This is a genomic window from Bradyrhizobium sp. CSA207, from assembly GCF_029051685.1.
GTDB lineage: Bacteria > Pseudomonadota > Alphaproteobacteria > Rhizobiales > Xanthobacteraceae > Bradyrhizobium.
The window spans coordinates 52,785-75,330 of sequence record NZ_JAACFT010000017.1; the positions used below are offsets into that span (position 1 = coordinate 52,785).

23 protein-coding genes are annotated in these 22,546 nt (G+C 63.4%); 9 read left to right on the forward strand and 14 right to left on the reverse strand.

The window, feature by feature from the left end:
• Window positions 1-101: 101 nt before the first annotated feature.
• Complete coding sequence (locus GWG65_RS20210; RefSeq protein ID WP_275197295.1) at window positions 102-251, forward strand: hypothetical protein; 150 nt, start codon at window positions 102-104, stop codon at window positions 249-251.
• A gap of 15 nt (window positions 252-266) precedes the next feature.
• Here the strand turns inward: GWG65_RS20210 and GWG65_RS20215 are convergent, their stop codons facing one another.
• The 5 genes from GWG65_RS20215 to GWG65_RS20235 form a co-directional block, all read right to left on the reverse strand.
• A complete protein-coding gene (locus GWG65_RS20215; RefSeq protein WP_275197296.1) occupies window positions 267-1,073 on the reverse strand; it encodes an SDR family oxidoreductase in 807 nt (268 codons plus the stop codon).
• A 94-nt stretch (window positions 1,074-1,167) separates the two neighbouring features.
• On the reverse strand, window positions 1,168-2,460 hold the full coding sequence (locus GWG65_RS20220; RefSeq protein WP_148741462.1) for a TRAP transporter large permease: 1,293 nt from the start codon (window positions 2,458-2,460) through the stop codon (window positions 1,168-1,170).
• Window positions 2,451-2,999 (reverse strand): TRAP transporter small permease, encoded by a 549-nt coding sequence (locus GWG65_RS20225; RefSeq protein WP_275197297.1) that lies wholly within the window; start codon window positions 2,997-2,999, stop codon window positions 2,451-2,453. The genes GWG65_RS20220 and GWG65_RS20225 overlap by 10 nt, the downstream gene beginning before the upstream one ends.
• 77 nt (window positions 3,000-3,076) lie before the next feature.
• Window positions 3,077-4,048: a TRAP transporter substrate-binding protein gene (locus GWG65_RS20230; protein WP_275197298.1), complete on the reverse strand. Its 972-nt coding sequence runs from the start codon at window positions 4,046-4,048 to the stop codon at window positions 3,077-3,079.
• A gap of 22 nt (window positions 4,049-4,070) precedes the next feature.
• Window positions 4,071-4,358: a hypothetical protein gene (locus GWG65_RS20235; protein ID WP_275197299.1), complete on the reverse strand. Its 288-nt coding sequence runs from the start codon at window positions 4,356-4,358 to the stop codon at window positions 4,071-4,073.
• A gap of 400 nt (window positions 4,359-4,758) precedes the next feature.
• On the opposite strand from GWG65_RS20235, the gene GWG65_RS20240 reads away from it, so the two are divergent.
• Entirely contained in the window at window positions 4,759-5,535 is a 777-nt protein-coding gene (locus tag GWG65_RS20240; protein WP_275197300.1) for a cyclase family protein, read from the forward strand.
• Between the two features lie 10 nt (window positions 5,536-5,545).
• Here GWG65_RS20240 and GWG65_RS20245 read toward each other — a convergent pair whose 3' ends face one another.
• The gene (locus GWG65_RS20245) at window positions 5,546-6,274 is read right to left on the reverse strand and encodes a Crp/Fnr family transcriptional regulator (protein WP_275197301.1); all 729 of its coding nucleotides are present in this window, start codon (window positions 6,272-6,274) and stop codon (window positions 5,546-5,548) included.
• Between the two features lie 488 nt (window positions 6,275-6,762).
• On the reverse strand, window positions 6,763-7,476 hold the full coding sequence (locus GWG65_RS20250) for a helix-turn-helix domain-containing protein (protein WP_275197302.1): 714 nt from the start codon (window positions 7,474-7,476) through the stop codon (window positions 6,763-6,765).
• Window positions 7,477-7,635: 159 nt separating this feature from the next.
• Here GWG65_RS20250 and GWG65_RS20255 point away from each other — a divergent pair, with 159 nt between their 5' ends.
• Complete coding sequence (locus GWG65_RS20255; RefSeq protein ID WP_275197303.1) at window positions 7,636-7,953, forward strand: cytochrome c; 318 nt, start codon at window positions 7,636-7,638, stop codon at window positions 7,951-7,953.
• A gap of 6 nt (window positions 7,954-7,959) precedes the next feature.
• Here GWG65_RS20255 and GWG65_RS20260 read toward each other — a convergent pair whose 3' ends face one another.
• Genes GWG65_RS20260 through GWG65_RS20270 form a run of 3 tightly spaced genes read right to left on the reverse strand, consistent with a single transcriptional unit; the run spans window position 7,960 to window position 10,985 of the window.
• Window positions 7,960-9,063 carry an ABC-type transport auxiliary lipoprotein family protein gene (locus GWG65_RS20260; RefSeq protein ID WP_275197304.1) on the reverse strand — a complete coding sequence of 368 codons (1,104 nt, stop codon included), beginning with the start codon at window positions 9,061-9,063 and terminating at the stop codon, window positions 7,960-7,962.
• Window positions 9,064-9,066: 3 nt separating this feature from the next.
• The gene (locus GWG65_RS20265) at window positions 9,067-9,846 is read right to left on the reverse strand and encodes an ABC transporter ATP-binding protein (RefSeq protein ID WP_275197305.1); all 780 of its coding nucleotides are present in this window, start codon (window positions 9,844-9,846) and stop codon (window positions 9,067-9,069) included.
• Between the two features lie 2 nt (window positions 9,847-9,848).
• The gene (locus tag GWG65_RS20270; protein WP_275197307.1) at window positions 9,849-10,985 is read right to left on the reverse strand and encodes an ABC transporter permease; all 1,137 of its coding nucleotides are present in this window, start codon (window positions 10,983-10,985) and stop codon (window positions 9,849-9,851) included.
• Between the two features lie 163 nt (window positions 10,986-11,148).
• Between GWG65_RS20270 and GWG65_RS20275 the strand changes: the two genes are divergently transcribed.
• Window positions 11,149-11,424 (forward strand): hypothetical protein, encoded by a 276-nt coding sequence (locus GWG65_RS20275; protein WP_275197308.1) that lies wholly within the window; start codon window positions 11,149-11,151, stop codon window positions 11,422-11,424.
• Window positions 11,425-11,913: a phage holin family protein gene (locus GWG65_RS20280; protein WP_275197309.1), complete on the forward strand. Its 489-nt coding sequence runs from the start codon at window positions 11,425-11,427 to the stop codon at window positions 11,911-11,913. It abuts the gene before it with no gap.
• A 10-nt stretch (window positions 11,914-11,923) separates the two neighbouring features.
• Here GWG65_RS20280 and GWG65_RS20285 read toward each other — a convergent pair whose 3' ends face one another.
• Together GWG65_RS20285 and GWG65_RS20290 are read right to left on the reverse strand one after the other, a co-directional pair.
• Window positions 11,924-14,617, reverse strand: coding sequence for a bifunctional acetate--CoA ligase family protein/GNAT family N-acetyltransferase (locus tag GWG65_RS20285; RefSeq protein WP_275197310.1), 2,694 nt, complete (start codon window positions 14,615-14,617; stop codon window positions 11,924-11,926).
• Between the two features lie 69 nt (window positions 14,618-14,686).
• Window positions 14,687-15,526: a universal stress protein gene (locus tag GWG65_RS20290; protein WP_275197311.1), complete on the reverse strand. Its 840-nt coding sequence runs from the start codon at window positions 15,524-15,526 to the stop codon at window positions 14,687-14,689.
• A 175-nt stretch (window positions 15,527-15,701) separates the two neighbouring features.
• Here GWG65_RS20290 and GWG65_RS20295 point away from each other — a divergent pair, with 175 nt between their 5' ends.
• The 3 genes from GWG65_RS20295 to GWG65_RS20305 all read left to right on the forward strand — a co-directional run bounded on the left by GWG65_RS20295 (window position 15,702) and on the right by GWG65_RS20305 (window position 19,271).
• On the forward strand, window positions 15,702-16,685 hold the full coding sequence (locus GWG65_RS20295) for a zinc-dependent alcohol dehydrogenase family protein (protein WP_275197312.1): 984 nt from the start codon (window positions 15,702-15,704) through the stop codon (window positions 16,683-16,685).
• A gap of 25 nt (window positions 16,686-16,710) precedes the next feature.
• On the forward strand, window positions 16,711-18,270 hold the full coding sequence (locus tag GWG65_RS20300) for a bifunctional aminoglycoside phosphotransferase/ATP-binding protein (protein WP_275197313.1): 1,560 nt from the start codon (window positions 16,711-16,713) through the stop codon (window positions 18,268-18,270).
• Between the two features lie 116 nt (window positions 18,271-18,386).
• Window positions 18,387-19,271, forward strand: a complete 885-nt coding sequence (locus tag GWG65_RS20305; protein ID WP_275197314.1) for a CHAD domain-containing protein — start codon at window positions 18,387-18,389, stop codon at window positions 19,269-19,271.
• Here GWG65_RS20305 and GWG65_RS20310 read toward each other — a convergent pair.
• Entirely contained in the window at window positions 19,268-21,109 is a 1,842-nt protein-coding gene (locus GWG65_RS20310; RefSeq protein WP_275197315.1) for an alpha/beta fold hydrolase, read from the reverse strand. The genes GWG65_RS20305 and GWG65_RS20310 overlap by 4 nt on opposite strands.
• A gap of 201 nt (window positions 21,110-21,310) precedes the next feature.
• On the opposite strand from GWG65_RS20310, the gene GWG65_RS20315 reads away from it, so the two are divergent.
• Window positions 21,311-22,039 carry a CBS domain-containing protein gene (locus GWG65_RS20315; RefSeq protein WP_275197316.1) on the forward strand — a complete coding sequence of 243 codons (729 nt, stop codon included), beginning with the start codon at window positions 21,311-21,313 and terminating at the stop codon, window positions 22,037-22,039.
• 39 nt (window positions 22,040-22,078) lie between these two features.
• On the opposite strand, the gene GWG65_RS20320 is transcribed toward GWG65_RS20315, so the two are convergent.
• Window positions 22,079-22,543 carry a RidA family protein gene (locus GWG65_RS20320; protein ID WP_275197317.1) on the reverse strand — a complete coding sequence of 155 codons (465 nt, stop codon included), beginning with the start codon at window positions 22,541-22,543 and terminating at the stop codon, window positions 22,079-22,081.
• Between the last annotated feature and the right edge of the window lie 3 nt (window positions 22,544-22,546).

The following is a 22,546-nucleotide window of genomic DNA, read 5'->3' on the forward strand; positions in this document are numbered from 1 at the left end:
ATTGGTAACACCAAAATACCGGCCAGCCGAGCGCGTTTATCCGGCAAGACCCATGCGGTTCGCGCAAACCGCGCGCCGCCGGTTCCTGCCGCGGGCGCGAAATGCGGCAGAGCCAGACCGAAAGCCGGCCGATTTCCCTGCCCGGCATCACCACGCACGCCGCGCATCCCGAGGAGGTGCGCGCGCTGATTGCGCTCCTTGCCGGCGCAGAGCAGAGTGAGCTGCGCCGGCGCGTCGGCTTTGCCGGCTAGATGCGGTAGATCGTGCTATTTGCTCATCTGGGTGAGGCCGGTCGGCGGACCATCGACGGCCGTCCAGCCGCCATCGACGAACAGCGTGCTGCCGCTGACATAGCTGGCGGCATCCGAGGCGAGATAGGCGACGGCTGTTGCGACCTCGTCGGCACTGCTCCAGCGATTGAACACCGTGTGGCCGGCGTAGAGATTGTAGATGTCGGGGCGCTGCTTGAACGGACCGGTCAGCGCAGTCTCCGCGATGCTCGGCGCAATCGCGTTGACGCGGACGCCGGCGCGGCCGACCTCGGAGGCAAAGCCCTTCACAAGGAGGCCGATCGCCGCCTTGGTCGAGCCATACACGGCAAGACCGGGCTCGATCGTGATGGCACGCACCGACGAGCAGGCGATGATGCTGCCGCCCTTCTGCTCCACCATGATGCGGCCGAACGCCTGGAAGAACCAGACCGTGCCCTTGACGTTGAGGTTAAGGACGCGGTCGAGATCCTCCTCGGTGTAGTCGAGGATGGTCTTGCGGATGTTGAGCCCGGGCGTCGTCACGGCAATGTCGAGCCGCGAAAATATCTGCATCACACTCGCGGCCAGCGCGGTGACGTCAGCGGCGCTCGCGGCATCGCACGCGGCGGCTTCCGCCCAACCACCCTTGTCGCGAATGCCGGCGGCAGTCGCCTCAGCGGCGTCAAGTGCACGATCGGCACAGACGATTCGGGCACCGAGGCCCGCCAGCGCCTCCGCTGACGATTTGCCGATGCCGGATGCGGCGCCGAGCACGACGGCCGTCTTGCCGGTGAGATCGAAGAGCTTGCGATAGTCGGTCACAGACAGATTCTCCCTGTTGATGCGACGCACTGTTGATGTGACGCAAAGTATCGCAAGCGCGGTCCGCCGGCCAAGGCCGGCGCACGCACGACAGCTATCCCTTGTATCCCATCAGCAGGCGCGGCAGCCACAGCGAGAAGGCGGGAACGTAGGTCACGAACATGAGCGCAGCGATCAGGGCGGCGTAGAACGGCAGGATGGTGCGCATCACCGCGCCCACCGAGATGCCGCCGATGGCGCAGCCCACGAACTGCGTCGTTCCGACCGGCGGGGTGTTCAGCCCCAGAGCGCAGTTGATCAGCATCAGCATGCCGAACTGCACTGGGTCCATGCCCGCCTTCATCGCGATCGGCAGGAAGATCGGCGTGCAGATCAGGATGGTCGCCGCCATGTCCATGAACGTGCCGAGCACGAACAGGATGACGTTGATGAGCAGGAAGATAACCCAGGGCTGCGAGGACACCTTGCTCATCATCTCGCCGGCGAGATCGGCCACTTCGTAGAGTCCCATCAGATACTGGAACATGGTGGAGACGCCGATCAGCAGCAGCACCACGCCGGTCGTCTTAACCGCCTTGGACGCAGCTCGCAGGAAGTTGCTCCAGGTCATGGTGCGGTAGATGAAGAACGTCAGCAGGATCGTGTAGGTGACCGCGACGGCTGCGGATTCAGTTGCCGTGAAGACGCCGGACAGGATGCCGGCCAGGATGATGCCGACGATCAGAAGACCGGGGAGAGCGGCCGCGAACGAGCGCAAAACTTCGGCCCAGCCCGGGAACTTGCCGGCCGGATAGCCTCGCTTCACCGCCACTGCGTAGGCGGCGACCAGCATGCACACCATCAGCACGAGCGCCGGCAATAGGCCGGCGGCGATCAGCGCGCCGATCGACACCTTGCCGCCGGCGGCCAGGGCGTAGATGATCATGTTGTGACTGGTCGGCATCAGCGCTCCGACCAGCGAGGCATGGGTGGTGACGTTGACGGCGTAGTCGGTGTCGAAACCTTCCTTTTTCATCATGGGGATCATCACCGCCCCCATTGCCGACACGTCGGCCACAGGCGAGCCGGATACACCGCCGAACAACGTGCAGGCGACCACGTTCGACATGCCAAGCCCGCCACGGATGTGTCCGACGAGATTCTTGGCGAGCTGCACGATCTTGTCGGCAACGCCGCCATGCAGCATCAGCTCGCCGCTGAAGACGAAGAACGGGATGGCGAGGAAGGAGAAGATGTTCATCCCCGACATCATCTGCTGGAAGATGACGGCAACCGGCAGGCCTTCGTAGAGGATGGTGCAAATCGCCGAGAGGCCGATCGCGAAGGCAACCGGTACGCCGAGAACCAGGAAGCCGAAGAAGGAGGCGCCGAGAATGATCAGTTCCATGAGGGGACGACCTCTTCGCCGCGCAGGAGAGCAATGATGTGCTCGATTGAAAAGGAGACGATCAAAACGCCGGAGGCGATCAGCGGTACGTAGCGGACCACCTCGGGGAGGCCAAGATTGGGAATCTTCACGGTTCCGACCGACGCCCCGAGTATCCAGCCGTTGTACGCCATCGCAATGCCGAACACCGCCACCAGAACGTGAATCACAAGCTCGATCTTCTCTCGCGTGTGATCCGGAAGCATCACCAGCAGACTGTCCATTCCGATGTGTCCGGCATCGCGCACGCCCACTGCGGCGCCGATCAGCGTGACATAGAGGATGAGAACCAGTGCAAGGTTCTCCGTCCAGGTCGGGCTGGAATTGAGCACATAACGTCCGAACACCTGGTAGAAGACGATGGTGACGATGAGGAGCAGACCGCTCACGGACAGGTACATGCCCGCGCGGGCGACGGGGGCATTGATCCGCGACAGCAAGCCGGTGGACGGACGTCCGGCGACCTCCTGCTCGTGGCTTGCGACGTGTGGGTCTGTCATCCGCGTCTCCTTGCGCGTCTTCTTCCTAGCGTCCGGTGTCACCTCGCGGCGACACCGGACCCGACGCCGCTCTGGTCTTACTTCGTGTCCTGGATACGCTTGACGATGCCCTTCAGCTTCTCGTCGCCGGCGAACTTGTCATAGACCGGCTTCATCGCGTCGACGAATTCCGCCTTGTTGGCGATCGTAACGACCTGAACGCCGGCCGCCTCGACGGTCTTGCGGGACGCCTGCTCACGGTCGTCCCAGAGCTTGCGCATGACGGGCACGGATTCCTTGGCCGCCTTGCGGATCATCGCCTGATCCTCCTTGCTCAGCGTGTCCCAAACCTTCTTGGACATCACGAGAACTTCGGGAGCCAGGGAGTGCTCGGTAATGTTGTAGAACTTGGCTGCCTCGAAGTGGCGCGACGACTCGTAGGAGGGCCAGTTGTTCTCGGCCGCGTCCACCAGACCGGTCTTGAGAGCGGTATAGACCTCTCCATACGGCATCGGCGTCGGGTTTGCCCCGAGACTCTGGATCATGCCGACCCACAGGTCGGATTGCTGGACGCGAATCTTCAACCCCTTGACGTCCGCGAGCGACTTGATTGGTGCCTTGACGGTGTAAATGGACCGGGCGCCGCTGTCGTAATAGGCAAGGCCGACCAATCCTGCGGGTTCCATCGCCGCGAGGATTTCATCGCCGATCGGCCCGTCGAGGACCGTGCGCATATGCTGCGTGTCCCGGAAGATGAAGGGCAGGCACAACGCGACGGTTTCCGGCACGAAGTTGTTCAACGGGGATGCGTTGATCCGCATCATGTCGAGTGCGCCGATCTTGAGTTGCTCGATGGTGTCCTTCTCGGAGCCCAGGGCTCCATTGGGAAACACCTTCACGCCGAGTTTGCCGCCGCTCGCGGTCGCGAGCTGCTTGCCCATGAACTTGACGGCCTCGACGGTCGGATAATCGGCGGGGTGGACGTCGGCGGAGCGGAAATCGCGTGCGATCGCCAGGGGCGCTGAGATCGCCAGCACGGCGGCTGCGATGATACCGGTTAGTGTCTTCATCTGGACGTTCCTCCTGAGTTGATTATGTCGTCGTTGGGCAGTTGCTGCGGGCCGCCTTGGGTCGCTCCCCTTCAGGTGTGAAGTCAAGCGTCACAAACGCACCACCTTGGTAGGATTGCACGGCCAAGTCGAGCGGATTCGGCTGCTTCATGATCCCCTCGCGCTGCGGCGCGATCGAAGGCTTCCAGTCGGAGGAATGCAGGTCGATGCCGTGCCTCCGCGGCTGATTGCGCAGCAGGCTGCCAGTATTCTGCTTGCCCTGGAAAGTGCGACCTTCGTCGCGCCCTCCCGGCGGGGATCTGCGCCGCAAGTGCCGCCCCCTGCGATCGCGCCTCGCCGTCGGCCAATGCCGGATACGAGGTAACGATGCTCGTTGCATCCATGGACGTTCCTCTCGTTTATGCTCGACCGCCATTGGTTGCGGCTTGGAGGTTCGGGCGAGACGGTCGCCCCATCCCTGTGCGAACGCGCTGCATCAGCGCGGAGTCGCCAATGTCGTCCCTAGGGCGGGCGGCATTCCGAGTCCAACCCAATTCCGGTATCGATCAATGCAAGAGTTGCATCGATGGATGACACGGTGCCGCCGGGGAGACAAGACGGTCCTCGCGCTACACGTCCCGCGGGATGTCGCCGGCGCGTCACTTGACGCTGCCTGCGCCGACCCCTCAAGATGCTGCAAAACATAGCGGAATATGTCGAGGGGAACGCCCATGCCGCGAAGACTGATCGATATCTCGGTGCCGTTGCAGAACGACGTGCCGGCCGATCCGCCGGGCAATCATCCGACGATCCAGTATATCGACCATCAGCAGGGACTGCCGCGCATGCTGCAGTTCTTCGACGGCCTCAAGGCGCAGGATCTGCCGGATGGCCAGGGCTGGGCCGTCGAGCAGGTCTCGCTCTCCACGCATAACGGCACGCATCTCGACGCGCCCTGGCACTTTCATCCGACTATGAACCGCGGCGAGCGGTCATGGACCATCGACGAGGTCCCGCTCGAGTGGTGCTTTCAGCCCGGCGTCAAGCTCGACTTCCGGCATCTCCCTGATGGATACGTGGCCACCGCCGACGACGTCGAGAAGGAGCTCAAGCGCATCGGACACACGCTCTCTCCGCTGGAGATCGTCGTCGTCAACATCAGCGCCGGCGCGAAGTTTGGGCAAGCCGATTACGTCAATTCCGGCTGCGGCATGGGCTATGAAGCCACCATGTACCTGCTCGAACGCGGCGTGCGGCTGACCGGCACCGACGCCTGGAGCTGGGACGCGCCGTTCGTCTTCACCGCAAAGAAATATGCTGAAACAAAAGATGCCGGCCTGATCTGGGAAGGCCACAAGGCGGGACGGCACATCGGCTATTGCCATCTCGAGAAGCTGCACAATCTCGACAAGCTGCCCCCGACCGGATTCACGATCTCATGCTTTCCGGTGAAGATCGAACGCGCCTCCGCGGGCTGGACCCGCGCCGTTGCGATCATCGACAGCTAGCCAAGCACCGTCAGTTGCCGCCGAGGCCACTTTCGACAAGTTCGCGCAGCGCCTCGGTATCGAGTACGACGATGGCACCATGCTCGAGACGAACCCAGTTGCGTGCGGACCAGGCGCGCAATTGCTTGTTGATGCTCTCGCGCGTCATCCCCACCATCTCGCTGATCTCCTGCTGCGTGATGGCGAGCGTGCCGCTGCCGGAGTCGAACTTGCGCTCTTCGGTGAGACCCAGCAGCGCGCTTGCAAGCCGGCCCGGAAGATTCTGCAGGATCACCTGCTCGACTTGTTGGCTGGTCCAGCGCAGCCGCGCACAGAGCAGCTCGATGAATTTCATCGCCAGCGCCGGCTGGCTCTTCACGAACGGCAGGAAGTCGCGGCGGTCGATGATGTAGAGCTCGCAATTGGTGTTGGCGGTCGCATCGGCCGACCGCGGCGCACCATCGAGGACGGCGATCTCGCCAAATATTTCTCCAGGACCGATGAGATTGAGTATGGCATTCCGGCCATCAGGCGACGAAGAGGATATCTTCACCGTCCCCGAGATCACCGCGAACAGGTTGTTACCGGGATCGCCTTTTGCGGCGATGGTCACACCGCGCTTCACCGTGGTGTGCTTGGCGTAGCGGCAAAGCTGATCGAGCGCATCCGGCTCCAGATCCGCGAAGATCGGGTGCTTGCGCAGGACCGATAGCTTATTGCCCGCTGATTGTCGGGGATCGCCGGTCTTGTCCTGAGGCACGCCGGGGCTCCTAAGACTGCGAGGCACTGGAGTTCCTGCGTAGTCAACGTTGCCCGGCTTTTCAACCGTAAAGCATGCACGCGGTTTTAGTCGAATGCCGCAAAAATGCCGCGGTCAGGCTCGGATCTGCACGTGAAGGATGCGCCGACGCATTCCGCTCGATGCAGAGTTGCGGGCACCGCAGGTCGCGATTGCGTTAAGGCGCTGCCGCACAGCCGATAATTGGCCGAGCAAACACCCCGCGGTCCTGCGATCTCAGGAGCTTCGGCGCTTGGACTCCGCATCGAGCCGTACAGCGCTGGTTTGTCGGTCTGCCCAGGCCAAAGCCGCGGCGAATGTGACAAAGACGGATACGACGGCAATTGTCATTAGCAATGCGTCAGTCGGCATCATGACCTCCCGGATTATGCGACGCATTATCTCCGGCACACGGCCGGCAGCATTGATCGGGATCAAAGATTGGAGAGGCCTGCGGTATGGCCGGGCTCTTAGGCTGCAGCAAGGGCCTCGACCTGTGCGGGGTCGAGCAGGCTGATGCCGCCATGGATGATCTCGATCACACCGCGGCGCTCCAGCTTGGTGAAGGTCCGGCTAACGGTTTCGATGGTCAGACCGAGATAGTCGGCGATGTCCTGGCGGCTCATCGGAAGTGGGACCGTGTCCGACGATCCCTTGAGCGAGAACAGCCGCTCGCGCCAGCCGAGCAGAAAGGCCGCGATCTTCTCGTCCGCCGAACGGCGGCCGAGAAGGACCATATGGTCGCGTGCATGGCTCAACTCCCGAATCGCCAGTTCATTGATCCGCCGCAGCAGATGTGGTCGGGCCTCGATGAAGCGCCCGAAAGCGGCTTTTGCGAACTGGCACGCGGTCACCGCGACGATCGCATCTGCCGAAAAATTGTGGCGGCCGGAGACATTCATCCCCAGGAAATCGCCGGGCAAGGCAAAGCCTACGATCTGCCGGCGACCGTCAGGCAGCAGCTTGTACAGCCGCATGACGCCCTCAAGGACATTGTAGAACGATGTCGTGATGTCCTCCTCGGAGAACGCGGTGCCGCTCGCGGCAAAATGGACGCGGCGTCCCAGGTGCTCGAACTCCCTGAGCTCGGCTGGGTCCAGCGACGAACAGACCGCGAAGTCGCGGACCGCACAGTCGCTACAGAAATGCCCGTTCGGCTCGATCGTCACTACGGAAGGTTTCATCCATGCCCCAAGCGCCAGCTGCCCCCGCATCAGGCCGAGTGCACCGCGCGAGCTGCATTTTACTGCACTGAGGCAAAGGCAGTTGACGCAGATCAATTTTGACCAACATCGCCGCTCTATTCTGCATTCCGCTTCCAGAGTTCGACGGGATCACCTTCCATGCTGCAAAGCACGCTGCGTCACGGCCTGATCGGACTGATTCTGATCACTCCTGCCTTCGCCGCCCCGACCGCCGAACAGCGCGGCAAGGCCTTCGCGCGGGCCAATTGCGCGCGCTGCCACGCGATCGACCGTGTCTCGGAGAGCCGGCTCAAGATCGCGCCGCCGCTTCGGGCCCTACACCAGCGTTATCCTATCGAGACCCTCGGCGAAGCGCTGGCCGAAGGCATCTACACAGGCCACGCCGACATGCCCGCCTTCGAGCTCAGTCCTGACCAGATCCACGACCTTCTATCCTACCTGAAGACACTGGAATAGCCGACGTCACACCGCCTGCACGGTCCAGCCGATCAAATCCTTCGCGATGCGAGCAAAGGCGGCGTCGAACGCCGCGACGGCCGCGGCTGGCTCGACCTTGTCGAGCTTCTCACTGGTCTCGACCAGACGTGATGCGATCACCTTGCCATTCTTGTCGACGAGGCGCGCAGACAACCCGATCTCCACCCGTGTCTCACCCTCGGTGGCGATTCGAAAACGTCTGATGTCGATCAGGAGCTGGTAATCGGCCTGTCCGAAGTCGGTCGTTCGCAATGGCGCGTGGGCGATATCGTAGTTCTCGAAACTGTCGATTAGCCGCGCCTGCACCAGCTTTGGAATGCTGTCGGCCCAGAGGAAATCGGCAAAGCCCGGATTCTCCCCCACCGGCGAAAACAGCATGCGCTGCGTCTGGAGCATCGCGACCGCGGTCGGCTCGGGAATGGCCAGGGACGCTGGGAGCGTCTTGCCGGCCGGCCCGAGATTCTGCGGCGTGCGCAGGTCGTAGGTGAGCTTCTGCGCGGGCGTGCCACCGCCGGTCATCTTTTCGAGGCCTGCCAGGATACCGTCGAGCTTGCCGGTATTGCGCGCAAGGCTGTCGGAGAACGTCTTGAAATTCGCGATGGTGTCTTTGAGCGGACCGGAATTGTCCTCCAGCACGGAATCGACCCGCCGCAGCGCCTCGCGCGCCGCCTGCGTCATACTCTGGCCAGCGCCGGCTTCGGCGATCAAGGTCAAGGGCTCGCGGGATTTGGCGACGATCACGCCGCCCTCCAGCGTCACCACCGGCACGCCGGTCAAGCCCTGGAAATCGAGCCCGACCTTGGTATCGGCACGCACCGGCGTCTTCGATGCAACCGAGATCGTCGCATTGACGAAGCGCGGATTATCTGTTGCGAGCCCGAGTTCGGTCACCTCACCTACGCGGATGCCGTTGAACAGCACGCCGGCGCCGGCCAGGAGACCGGGCACCGGTCCTTGGAATTCCACATGGTAAGTCGTGCGCGGCCCGATGCCAGCAGTGTTGTTCAGCCAATAAACGAAGCCGAACAACGCAAGAATGGCGGCCAGCACGAAGGTGCCGATCAGCACGTAGGGAGCTCGGGTTTCCATGTCTCATCTCATCTGGGGTTGCAGCATCTGCGAGCGCTTGCCGTGGAAATAGGCGCGCACCCAGGGATGCTCGGATTGAAGCAGTTCGCGCATCGGACCGATCGCCACGATCCTGCCGTCGGCAAGCGCCGCGACGCGGTCGCAAACCGTCGTGAGGCTGGCAAGGTCATGGGTCACCATGAACACGGTCAGCCCAAGGGTCTTCTGCAAGGTCTTGATCAGCACATCGAAGTCGCCGGCTGCGATCGGATCGAGCCCTGAAGTCGGCTCGTCCAGGAACAGGATCGGCGGATCGAGCGCCAGCGCGCGCGCCAGCGCCACGCGCTTGGTCATGCCGCCGGACAATTCCGCCGGATATTTGTCGCCGTCCTGCGCCCGCAGCCCGACCATCTCGAGCTTGGCGATCGCGACCTCGTCCATCAGTTCCTGCGACAGCACGAGGTTCTCGCGCAACGGAAACTGAACGTTCTGCCGGACCGTGAGCGAGGAGAACAACGCGCCCTGCTGGAACAGGATACCCCATTTCGCGGCCGCGCCTTGCGTCGTGCGGTCGTGCGTGCCGCCGATCGGCTGTCCCATGACTTCGATGGTCCCGCTTTGACGCGGAATGAGGCCGATGATCGTGCGCATCAACACCGACTTGCCACCGCCGGAGGCACCGACGAGACCGAGGATTTCGCCCCGGCGGACGTCAAGCGACAGATGGTCGAGCACGGTCTGGCGGCCGAAGCCGACCATCAGGTCGCGAACGCGGATCGCGAACTCCTGCTGCGCTTCGGGCATCATCACATTCCGATCGAGGCAAAGAAGATCGCGAACAGGCCATCGAGCACGATCACCAGGAAGATCGACTTCACCACCGAGGTCGTGGTCTGCCTGCCGAGCGACTCGGCGCTGCCTTTCACGCGCAATCCCTCGCTGCAGGCGACGATCCCGATCACCAGCGCCATGAACGGCGCCTTCAGGATGCCGACCTCGAAATGGGTGACGGAAATGGCCTCACGTAGCCGCGCGATGTAAATCGCCGGCCCCATATCGCCGTAGAACTGCGCGACCAGGCCGCCGCCATAGAGCGCGGCAATCGATCCGATAAAGGCAAGAATGGGCAGCGCTATGACCAGGGCTGCCACGCGCGGCAGGATCAGCACATCGATCGGGTCGAGACCCATGGTCGAGAGCGCATCGATCTCCTCGCGCATCTTCATCGAGCCGAGCTCGGCCGTGTAGGCACTTCCCGAACGGCCGGCGACCATGATGGCGACAATCAGCACGCCCAGCTCGCGCAGCACGAGGATGCCGACCATGTCGACAGTGTAGGATTCCGCCCCGAACCGGCGGAAATGGAAGAACCCCTGCTGGGCGATAATGGCGCCGATCAGGAACGTGATCAGAACGACGATCGGAATCGCCTGCCATCCGATCCGGTAAAGCTGATAGACGAGCGATGTCAGCCGCAACGAGCGTGGCTTGCGCAGCACGCCCACCACGGCCATGAACAATGCGCCGAGCATTTGAAGAAAGATCGTGATGTCTTCGCGAGCGCCGATAGTTGCCTTGCCGAGATCGCTCAGCCTGAGCAGAACCGGGTTGGGCGCGGAGGCCGGCGCCGGCGGGTGACGGTTGACCTGGCGCACCTCGTCCATCAAGCCGCTGAAATTATCAGCGACTCCGACGAATTCGGCCGATCTGCCGGATGACGTTGCCCCGCGCAACAATTTCTCCAGGAGCCAAGCGCCGAGCGTGTCGAGCTCGCTGACACCCGCCATATCGAGCGTCACGGCTTTCGATCGGGCCACATCCTTGCCGACCGATTGCGAAAGCGCTTCGAGCTTCGACACGTTGGCGGAAATCCATGGCCCCTCGGGGCGCAATTCGAGGCCCTCACCGGACGGCGTCGCCAGCAACAGAGGTTCCGAGTTCACGTTCATATCCTCAGGGGGCGATGGGCCCCCGATAGATGGTGTTCTAGGCCGGCATAAGGCCGCTCGATTGACCTGCCTCAAACACGCCGCATCCGCCCCTTGACGCAAATCAATGGCTGGCTGGCTCGCTCGCATAGGCTTTCGCCATTCAATGGAGACCGCAATGTTCGATACCGGCAGAATGAGCGACGAACTGAAGGCGCTGAAGGTCGACGTCAGACGCCTGCTGAACACCGCCGGCGAGGAGATGCTCGATGGATCGAAGGACCGCGCCGAGGCGCTCGCCGAGCAGATCAAGGCCGCGCTTGCCGAACTCGGCGAGACCGTCGGCGAGGAGCAGGAGCAGCTCCATGACCTCGTCACGGGGCGCCCGGTCGCCTCGCTTGCCTCCGCTTTCGCGCTCGGTGTTGTCGTAGGCTTCATGCTGAGGAGGCACTAAGTGAACGCCGAGAATGTCGTCAGGCATCTGCGCGTGCTGTGGCGCACGGACAAGATCATCGCGGACATCAGGCTGCGCCACCTGCTAGTCGGGCTGGGCCTGCGCGCTTTCGCGGCGCTGATCGCCGCATTCGGACTTGTGATGCTGGAGCTATCGGCCTATTTCGCGCTGGTCCAGATCTGGAGTGCGATCGCGGCGGCCGCCGTTCTCGGTGCGATCAATTTCGCCATTGCGGCGATCCTGTTCGTTGTCGCCGGACGTCCCCCGTCGGGCCGCGACATCGAACTCGCCGATGAAATTCACGGCGCGTCGGTCGAAGCCCTGCAACTTGAGGCCCGTGCGCTCCAGACCCAGATGACCGGCGCGATTCATCATCCGCTCAGCACGATCCTGCCAGTGCTGGTGCCGCTGATCGCGATCATCGTCAAGAGCCTGGGGAAGTCGGCCAAGAAGGCCGACGCGGCAACGACGGCTGAAGCGCGCTCGTAGCCGGCGGCACTCAGAGTTTCAGCCTGACGTCGCAAATGTCGGGTTCGGTCGGATCCGGCTTCACCTCGAAGCCGAGTTGCCGGCACATGGCGAGCATCACGATATTTTCCTTGAGCACGTCGCCCGATATGGTCTTCAGGCCTTCCGACCTCGCATAGTCGATGATCAACTGCATCAGCGCCCATCCGAGTCCCCTGCCCTTGAGGTCGGAGCGCAGCAGAATAGCGTATTCGCCGGTCTCGTAGATCGAGTCCGAATGGAGCCGGACCACGCCCACCATCTCGTTAGCTGCTTCGTCGAATGCGACGAAGGCCATCGCGCGTGCATAGTCGAGCTGGGTTAGGCGCGCGATAAATTCGTGAGTGAACTCCTTCATCGGTGCGAAGAAGCGCAGGCGGAGGTCGTGGGGCGTCACGTGACGCAGGAATTCGTGGATGGTGGGCTCGTCATCCGGGCGTAGGGGCCGCACGAAAATGCGCCGGCCTTCCTTGAGCTCCATGTGGCGCTCCCACTGCGACGGGTAGGCACGAACGGCGAAATTGGCGGGACCAGAGCCTACGAACTTCCGCTCCGGCGGCCCTACCGCGACCCGTGCATCGACTGCCGTCACGCCGGTTTCATCCGCCAGCAGCGGGTTGATGTCGAACTCCCGGATCTCGGGGATGTCGGCCGCCATCTGAGCGAGCTTGACCAGCACCATCGCGACGGCGTCCTGCTTGACCGCGGGCACGTCCCGGTAGGCAGGCAGCAGCCGCGAGACGCGCGTGCGGTCGATCAGGTCGCGGGCGAGCTGCAAATCGAGTGGCGGCAACGCCAGCGCCTTGTCGTTGATGATCTCCACCGCCGTCCCGCCCCGGCCGAACACGACGACGGTACCGAAGGTCGGATCGTCGGCGAGACCCAGGATCAACTCGCGTGCCTTCGCCTTGACGACCATCGCCTGCACGATGACGCCGCCAATACGAGCCTCCGGACGCAGCTTCTTCGCCCGCGCCAGAATGTCGGACGCAGCGGCGCGCACGGCAGCCGGCGTGGTCAGGTTGAGAACGACGCCGCCGACATCGGACTTGTGGACGATGTCGCGCGACATGATCTTCAGCACCACTGTTGCGCCTTGCGCGAACATTTCGTTCGCATAAGCCACCGCCTGCTCGACATCGGTCGCGGCATAGGTCGGAACCATTGCGATGTCATAGGATTCCAGCAGGAGCTTGATCTCGACGGGTTCGAGCCATTCGCGGCCGTCGGCGATCGCAGTCGTAACAATCTGCCTGGCAGCCCGGGCATCAGGCACGAACGTGTCGGGCATCGCGGGAGGAACCTGGCTCAGCTCCTCGACGACCTCGCGGTGCCTCACGAGATACATGAAGCCGCGCACCGCGTCGTCTTCGGTCGGATAATTCGGGATGCCGGCGCCGGACAGCGTTTCGATGATGTTCTGGTCGGCTCCGATCCAGGAGGCGAGCACGGGCTTCATCCATCGGCGCTGCTGCTCGCGATATTTGCCGACGAGCTCCGTCACCGTGGTCGCGATATCGGCGGCCGAGGCGATCGCGGTCTGCACGTTGAGGACCAGGACGGCGTCATTGCCGGGATCGGCAAGCAACACTTCCAGCGCCGCCGCATAGCGCGATGCATCCGCATCGCCGACGATGTCGACAGGATTTGCGCCGGACCAGGTCGGCGGCAATACCGCATCGAGATTTTGACGCACGTCCGCAGTAATGGATGCAGGAATACCGCCAAGCTCCACCAAACGGTCGATAGCCAAGACGCCGATGCCACCGCCGTTGGTCAGGATCGCAAGACGCTTCCCCGCCGGCGATTCGACGCGGCCGAGTGTTTCAGCGCAGTCGAACAGCTCGCGAAGATCGGACACCCGCAGGACACCGGCGCGGCGGAACGCCGCGTCATAGACGGCATCTGCACCCGCGAGCGCGCCCGTGTGCGTGGCGGCCGCCTTCGCGCCCTGCGCCATGCGGCCGGACTTCACGACGACGACGGGCTTTACGCGAGCCGCCGCGCGCGCCGCCGACATGAACTTCCGCGCGTCCTTGATGGCCTCGATATAGAGCAGGATCGCACGGGTCTTATGATCCATTGCGAAATAGTCCAGCAGGTCGGCAATGTCGACGTCGATCTGGTCGCCAATCGACATGATGCCGGAAAAGCCGACGCCGCGCTGCGCAGCCCAATCCACCATGCCGGCGGCAATCGCGCCCGATTGTGAGATCAGCGCCAGGTTTCCCGCCCCAGGCATATGCGCGGCGAAACTGGCGTTGAGGCTCACGCCCGGCATCATGATGCCGAGGCAGTTCGGGCCAATCAGCCGCATGCCATATTTCCGCGCGGCAGTCATTGCGGCCTCGTGCAGAGATCCCGCTCCGTGACCGAGCCCGGCCGAGACAATCAGAGCTCCCGCCGAGCCGCTACGCCCGGCCTGATCAATGATGCCGGGAACCGCGGCAGCCGGCGCCGTAATGACAACGAGCTCGGGCACGAACGGCAGCTTGTCCAGGCTGCTCACCGCTGCCACGCCGCAGATCTCGGAATGGCGTGCATTCACCAGGCCGAATGCTCCCTTGAATTCGGCGCTTCGAATGTTCTCTAGAACGGCGCGCCCTACTGACCCCTGACGAGGGCTCGCACCGACGAGCGCGACTGACCTAGGCGACAGCAGGTTTTTCAGGCGGTAGGTCGACATGATTGCAATCGTCCGATCGGCGGCGGGTCCGACAGTCGCGAAGCTGGCCCGGATATCGAGCTAACACAGTTAGTGCGACATCATAACCCAGCACGGTGGCTGGCCGATGACGGTCTTGGTCACGCCGCCCCAGACGATCTCGTTGAGGCGCGAATGGTGGTAGGCCCCCAGGATGATGGCGTCGATGGCGTGGGAATGAGCCCAGCTCCCGAGCACCTTGCCGGTCGAGCTGCCGCTGCCCTTCACCGTTTCGAAGGACGCGTGGACGCCGTGTTCCCTCAGATGATCGACGAGATTCGCTCCGGATTGCATGATCGCATCGGTCTTGTCGTCCGCCACCGTGATCACACGCACCGAGGCGGCCGCCTGGAGGATCGGCAACGCGTCGCCGACCGCGCGTGCCGCACGTGCGGAGTGATCCCAGGCGATCACGACGTTCTCAAATTCCGCCCGCAGATTGTCCACCTGCTGCTCCGGACAGAGCAGCAGCGGCCGGCCGGATTCGAACAGGAACGTTTCGACGATATTCTCTGTTTGGCTGTCGTGCGGCCTCACGGGGATAAGGATGAGATCGCTGAAGCACGCATACTCGGCCAAGGTCGATGCGATCTGGTCGGCCGGAACCTTGCCCGATCGGCTTTGGGCGCGAATGCCCGTGCGGGAGGCGGCATTGGTGAACGCATTCAGGAGCTGCTGCATATCGCTCACCTCGCGCACGCCTTCGAGCTCGGCAGAATCGCGACCGCCTGGAACCACTACCTTCGGCCGCACAAAAACATCTTCCTCCAGCGCCAGCGCGGTGATCCTGGCACCGAGGTCGGCGGCGACGGCCACGCATCTTTCGATCGCGGCAAGCGCCGGTCCGCGAGGCTGGCCGACAAGTGGCAGAAAGACGTCCTTGATGGGCATCGAGATTCTCCTCGGCCGCCAAAATAGGCTGCCTTTCGTCGGGACGCTTGATCCTCGTCAAGCCGCCGGGGGAACCTTCCGGCCGGACACAGGCGGGCATTGATGAAAATCAAGGAGTGGCCGCACTGCCATTCTATTAGTAGTTCGATCGGAACGGTCGGCCCCGGAGAGACTGATGCGTGCGATGGTGTTGGCTGGCCCGCGAGCGCGGCTCCGAATGGAGGAGCGCCCCGATCCCTTCCCCGGCGAAGGCCAGATCCGGGTGAGGGTCAGCGCTTGCGGCGTCTGCCGGACCGATCTTCACGTCGTCGACGCCGAACTGCCCGACATCCGCTATCCAATCGTACCAGGCCATGAAATCGTCGGCCGCATCGATCTCATCGGCCCAAATGTCACAACGCATGCGCCGGGTGACCGGGTCGGCATTCCCTGGCTCGGGTTCACCTGCGGAGACTGCCGGTTTTGCCGGGAAGGCATGGAGAATCTCTGCGACAGGCCGCTCTTCACCGGCTACACGCGGGACGGTGGCTATGCCACGCACACGATCGCCGATGCCCACTACGCGTTCCCGCTCGGCGAATCCGAGGACGACGTGGCCCTTGCCCCTCTGCTATGTGCAGGCCTGATCGGCTGGCGTTCGCTGGTCCTGGCCGGCCAGGCCGACAGGCTAGGCATCTACGGCTTCGGCGCCGCCGGCCATATCATCGCCCAGGTCGCGGCTTGGCAGGGGCGATCGGTCCACGCGTTCACACGACGCGGCGATACGGCCGCACAGGACCTCGCCCGCCGGCTCGGGGCAGTCTGGGCGGGCGCTTCGGACGACATGCCGGACAAGCCGCTCGACGCCGCCATTATCTACGCTCCCGCTGGCGAGCTCGTGCCGGCCGCGCTGCGCGCCGTGCGCAAGGGCGGCCGCGTGGTATGCGCCGGCATCCATATGAGCGACATCCCGAGCTTTCCGTACGATCTGCTCTGGCAGGAACGGCAGTTGCTCTCGGTCGCCAATCTCACCCGGCAGGACGGTCTCGATTTTTTCAGAATCGCCGCGCAAGCCGGCGTGCACACCGAGACGACCGCATTCCCGCTCGACCAGGCTAATCAAGTCCTGGGCATGCTGCGGAACGGACAGATTCTCGGCGCAGCCGTGCTCAAACCCTGACCGCATCTCGGGACACCCAGCTTCGATGGCAGACGAAACGGCTATCCAGGACCGCATCTTCACAGCGCTCTGCGCGCATCCCGGCGTGACAAGGATCGATACGCACGCGGCTTCAGTTTTTCTCGAGGGGACCCGCGCGCTGAAGATCAAGCGGGCGGTCCGGTTTCCGTTCCTCGACTATTCGACCCTCGAGAAGCGCAAGGCGGCTTGCGAGGAAGAGATCCGGATCAACAGGCCCCTGGCGCCGCAGATCTATCATCGCGTCGCGGCGATCACCGAGGAGCCGGACGGATCGATAAGGGTCGACGGACATGGCCGGCCGATCGAGTATGCCGTCGACATGTCGCGCTTCGACGAAAACCGGACGCTGGATCATCTGGCCAAGGCTGGCCTGCTGGACGCGGACCTTGCCTCGGCCGTTGCGCGCGCGATCGCGGCCTCCCATGCTGCGGCGCCCCGCGACGAGAAGACATGGGCTTCCGGCGAGACTTCGGATGAGACGTCGGGTGAGGCTTGGGCTTCCTCCATCCCGGCCCTGATCGATGGCAACACCAATGGCTTGCGGAAAGGCAAGCATTTGGCGACGGCGGAGATCGGACAGCTGGGCAAAGCCTCCCACGAGGCATTCAAACGCGTCCGCGCTTTGCTCGATGAGCGCAGCCGTCGAGGCTTCGTGCGCCGCTGCCATGGCGACCTGCATCTTGCCAATATCGTGCTGATCGACCGGCAGCCCGTGCTGTTCGACGCCATCGAGTTCGATGCACGGATAGCAACGGTCGACGTGCTCTACGATCTTGCGTTCACGCTGATGGACTTGCTATGCCACGCCCAGCCGCTGGCGGCCAATGTCGTCCTGAACCAATATCTCGCTGGTACGCCCGTCGAAAATCTCGATGCGCTCAGCGCCCTGCCGCTGTTCATGTCCATTCGCGCAGCGATCCGCGCCCAGGTGGCACTGGCACGGCGAAAGCCGCAGTCCGACGATCCCGGCATCCTTGACGAGTCGCGGCGCTATTTTGACCTTGCCCGGGCGCTCATCCATCCGCCCTCCCCTCGCTTGATTGCCGTCGGCGGACTGTCAGGTACCGGAAAGACGGTTTTGGCTCGTGCGCTCGCGCCCGCCGTGACGCCGGCACCCGGGGCTGTCGTGCTGCGGAGCGACGTCGTCCGCAAGCAGATGTTCGGGGTCAAGGATACCGACCAGCTGCCAACATCGGCATATCAGCCCGAAGTGACGGAGCGCGTTTACGAGACATTGGCCCAACACGCCCGACGCGTTCTAGGCCAGGGCCATTCGGCGATCGTCGACGGCGTATTTGCCCGCGATTTCGAACGAGACGCGTTCTCAGCACTGGCCCGGGAATGTAACGCGCCTCTGAGCGGCCTATTTCTGGTTGCGGACCTGGCGACGCGGCAAGCACGAATCGGAAGCCGTCACGGGGACGCATCCGACGCCACGCAAGAGGTTGCCGCGCTGCAGGAGCACTATAATATCGGCCATGTTGGTTGGGCGACCATCGATGCATCCGGGACACCAGAGCAGACGCTCTGGAGCTGCCGGGACGCGATCGCTGAGGGCAAATAAGGCAATCTTGATTGACGCGGGCAAGGAAGTCGCGACCCACCACGACCCCGACAGCGATCGCTCGCGCCAGGCCCGCGACGAGACGCAATGCCCTGCCCGGCCGGCTGAGCGCCGGCATGGCCTGTGACACCGCCTTTCGGATCATCGCTCGCCGTCACCTCGACGCCGTCCTCGCCCAACATGAGGGCACCTGCCGTGGCGATCCGGACGCGCTGCACCAGATCAGGATCGCGCTGACACATCTGCGGACCGCCATTCGCTTCTTTACGCCGATGGTCGGCGACGCGCTGCGGCCGGAGGTCTGGAGAGAACTGAAGTGGCTGAACAGCCAGCTCGGCATGGTACGGGACCTCGACGTGGCGATTGAACGCGTCGTTGCCGAGAGCGGCGACGAGCTCGCCGTGATTGCCGAGCTCCAGCATTGGGACGAGAAGCGCGCCGAGAGTCATCGCCTGCTGGCGCGCGCGCTGCAATCGGCGCGATATCGCCGCCTGGTCGAGCAGACCTCGGCCTGGATCGAGAGCGGGCCCTGGTCGACCAGGCGCAGCAAGGAGGCCATCCGACTTCGCCGCTGCTCGCTCGCCGACCACGCCACTGCGCAGCTGGCCGGATGGGAAAAGACGTTGCTCAAGAAGGCTCGGAAGCTCAGCCAGCTCAACGTCAAGAAGCGGCACAAGCTGCGGCTTCTCAACAAGAGAATGACCTATTCGATCGAGTCGCTGGAGGATCTGTTCACCGACAGGTCGCTGACGAAGCAGAAGTCCATCCTCAAGCAATTGCGCAAGGCGCAACGATCGCTCGGACAGCTGAACGATGACGCGCGAGGCCAAGCGCTGGCGGCATCATTGAACGGAGCCGGCCTCGAGGCCGGCGCCCGTTTCCTCAACCGCAAGCGCGAAAAGAAGCTGCTGCAAATCGCCTCGACGGCCTACCGAAGACTGGGAAAGGCCAAGCCCTTCCGTTCCTCCGATCTCGCGCCGAATTCGGAACCTGGGGACTAGCTATGGACGTAGTCTCCCGGCGCGTCGGGCAGGCCGTCAACGTCTCCAAACCCGATCGGCGGTGGACCTCCGAACTCACCAGAGCGGGAGGCGAGCCATCCGGCCCATTCCGGCCACCACGCCCCCTCAACATGCGGTGCCAGCTTCAGCCATTCGTCCGGGCCGACATAGGGCGCGTCCGCGGCCTTGATCATCACCTGATAGCTGTGTCCGGGCTCGTCGGGCGGCGCGACGACGCCGGCATTGTGGCCGCCGCTGGTCAACAGGAACGTCACGTCGGCGTCGACCTGATAGTGGATCTTGTAGACCGACCGCCACGGCGCCACGTGATCGGCCAGCGTGCCGACCACGAAAGTCGGCGCATGGATGTCGGAGAGGGAGATACCCCTGTCTTCGACGCGATAGCGGCCCTCGGCCAGATCATTGTTGAGAAACAGCTTGCGTAGATACTCGGAGTGCATGCGATAGGGCAGCCGCGTGGCGTCGGCGTTCCAGGCCATCAGGTCGCTCGGCGGCGCCGACTCCCCCATCAGATAGTCGTGCGACAGCCGCGACCAGATCAGATCGTTCGAGCGCAGGAGCTGGAATGCGCCCGCCATCTGCGTCGTATCGAGATAGCCGCGCTCCCACATGACGTCTTCGAGGAAGGAGACCTGGCTCTCGTTGATGAAAAGCGTCAGCTCGCCGGCCTCGGTGAAGTCGGTCTGCGCGGCGAGGAGCGTGATCGTGCCGAGACGGTTGTCGCCATCGCGCGCCATCGCGGCGGCGGCGATCGATAGCAAGGTACCACCCAAACAATAGCCGAGCCCATGTATCTTCCGAGCGGGCATGATCCGGCCGACCGCACCCAGAGCGACCATCACGCCCAGCTTGCGATAGTCATCGAAAGCGACGTTCCGGTCCTTCGCATCCGGATTACGCCAGGAGATCATGAACACAGTAAAACCCTGACCGGTAAGATACCTGACCAGCGAATTCTGGGGCGACAGGTCGAGGATGTAGTATTTCATGATCCAGGCCGGCACGATCAGGATCGGCTCCGGCCGCACTTTTGCGGTCGTCGGCTGGTACTGGATCAGTTCGATCAGCTCGTTGCGGTAGACGACCTTGCCAGGTGAAGCCGCAACCGTCTTGCCGACGACGAACTGCTCATCGCCGGCCGGCTTTGCGGCAGAGAGCAGGCGCATCAAGTCGCTGCACCAGTTCTGCCAACCGAAGACAAAATTCTCTCCGCCGCTCCTGAACGCCTTCCCCAGCACCTCCGGATTGGTCACGGCGAAATTCGACGGCGCCAGCATGTCGAGCATCTGGCGCACCGAGAACTCGACAATGGCTTCATTTGCACGCGAAACACCCCGCACGCCGATCGCCGCGTCGTGCCACCAGCGCTCGCCAAGCAGAAATGCCTGCGCAAGCAGATTGAACGGCGCGGTCTCCCATTGTGAGTCCCTGAAGCGGCGATCTCGCCCCTGCGGCTGGATCACCGACCATGGCTTTTGCTCCGGAGAGGTCGCGTGTGCGACAGCTTCCAGCAACCGGCCGGTGTCGCGAAGGACGTTGCGCGCTATCTCCGTCTGGCGCTGCGGCGCCGCGGCCAGATGCGCACTCCAATCGAGCCAGGCAAGCGACAGAGCCACCGGCGAAATCCCGCTCGTGAAGCGCGCCAGCATCGCATGGAATGCGCGATCGAGAGGATATGGTTCCGACGCCGGCTCGGGATTCGCGGCTGGATTGTTGGCAAGCCTTTTGGTGGTTGTCGTAGAGGGAGCAATGCGCTGGACGGAGGGCGCCAGCGCCGCCGGCTCTTGGGTCCGCGGAACGATCGGTACGACGCTCATGGCTCAATATTCCTGCGCGGTTCTGTTCTTCGTCGGCAGCAGGATATGGCCACGCGGTTCGTACGCGTTTGAGCTGCATCAATTTCGCATGCCAATCACAAGGCACGACCGGCCTTCCCCGCTTGACCTGGGTCAAACCGCGCCTTGCCGCCTGCACTAGATTTTGCCTATCGAAATTGTCCACACCTGCGGAGTTCCACCATGCGCGCCCACCAGATCATGACCCGGTCGGTCATCTCGGTTACCCCCGACGCCAGCATTGTCGAGGCGGCGAACATCATGCTGCAGCGGCATGTCAGCGGTCTCACCGTGGTCGACGAAGCGGGCAAGCTCGTCGGCATCGTTTCAGAAGGCGACTTCATCCGCCGCAGCGAAATCGGCACCGGACGCAAACGCGGGCGTTGGCTGAAATTCATCCTCGGTCCCGGCAAGTCGGCGAGCGACTTCGTCCATGAGCATGGTCGCAAGGTCTCGGAAGTGATGACCGCCACGCCCGTGACCATCACCGAGGATACCGCACTCGCCGAGATCGTCGATCTCATGGAACGCAACAATGTGAAACGGCTGCCGGTGGTCCGCGGCGACAAGGTCGTCGGCATCGTGTCGCGCGCCAATCTATTGCAGGCGGTGGCGGGTCTCGCCCGCGAGGTGCCGGATCCGACTGCCGACGACGATCACGTTCGCAGCCGCATCATCGACGCCATGGAGAAGAGCGACTGGTGCCCGTTCGGCCTCAACGTCATCGTTCGCGATGGCATCGTTCACCTCAGTGGCGTCATCACCGAAGAGGGAGCCCGGCAGGCAGCGGTCGTTGCAGCTGAGAACGTAGATGGCGTGAAAAAGGTGCACGACCATCTATGCTGGGTCGACACCATGTCGGGCGTCTATCTGAACTCGCCTGAGGACGACGAGCTTGCCAAGGCAAGCTGATCGGCGGTCAGGATCGAAGGGTAGAGCGCCGAACGCAGCTTAGCGCGGAACGACGGCGGTGGCCTCGATTTCGACGCGCGCTGCCTTCTCGACGAGACGGACGACCTGAACCAGCGCCATCGCAGGATAGTGCGCGCCGAAGATCGTCCGATAGATCTTTCCGAGCTCCTTCAGGTTCGCCATGTATTCGTCCATCTCGACGACGTACCAGGTCAAGCGAACGAGATGCTCGGGTCGCGCGCCGGCCTCGGCGAGAATTGCCGCAATATTGCGCAGGGTCTGCCCTACCTGCCCGACAAAGCCATCCGCCAGACGCTCCTCGGCATCCCAGCCGATCACCCCGCCGGTCACGACGATGCGGCCATCCGCGGCCATGCCGTTGGCATAGCCCTTCGGCATCGGCCAGCCGGGCGGCTGAAGCACTTGCACCGGAGAAGGAGCTTCATTCTCGGCGGCGGTCGGCAGCACCGCAACCTGCGGCCCCTTCGGCGTCGTCCCGGACACTTT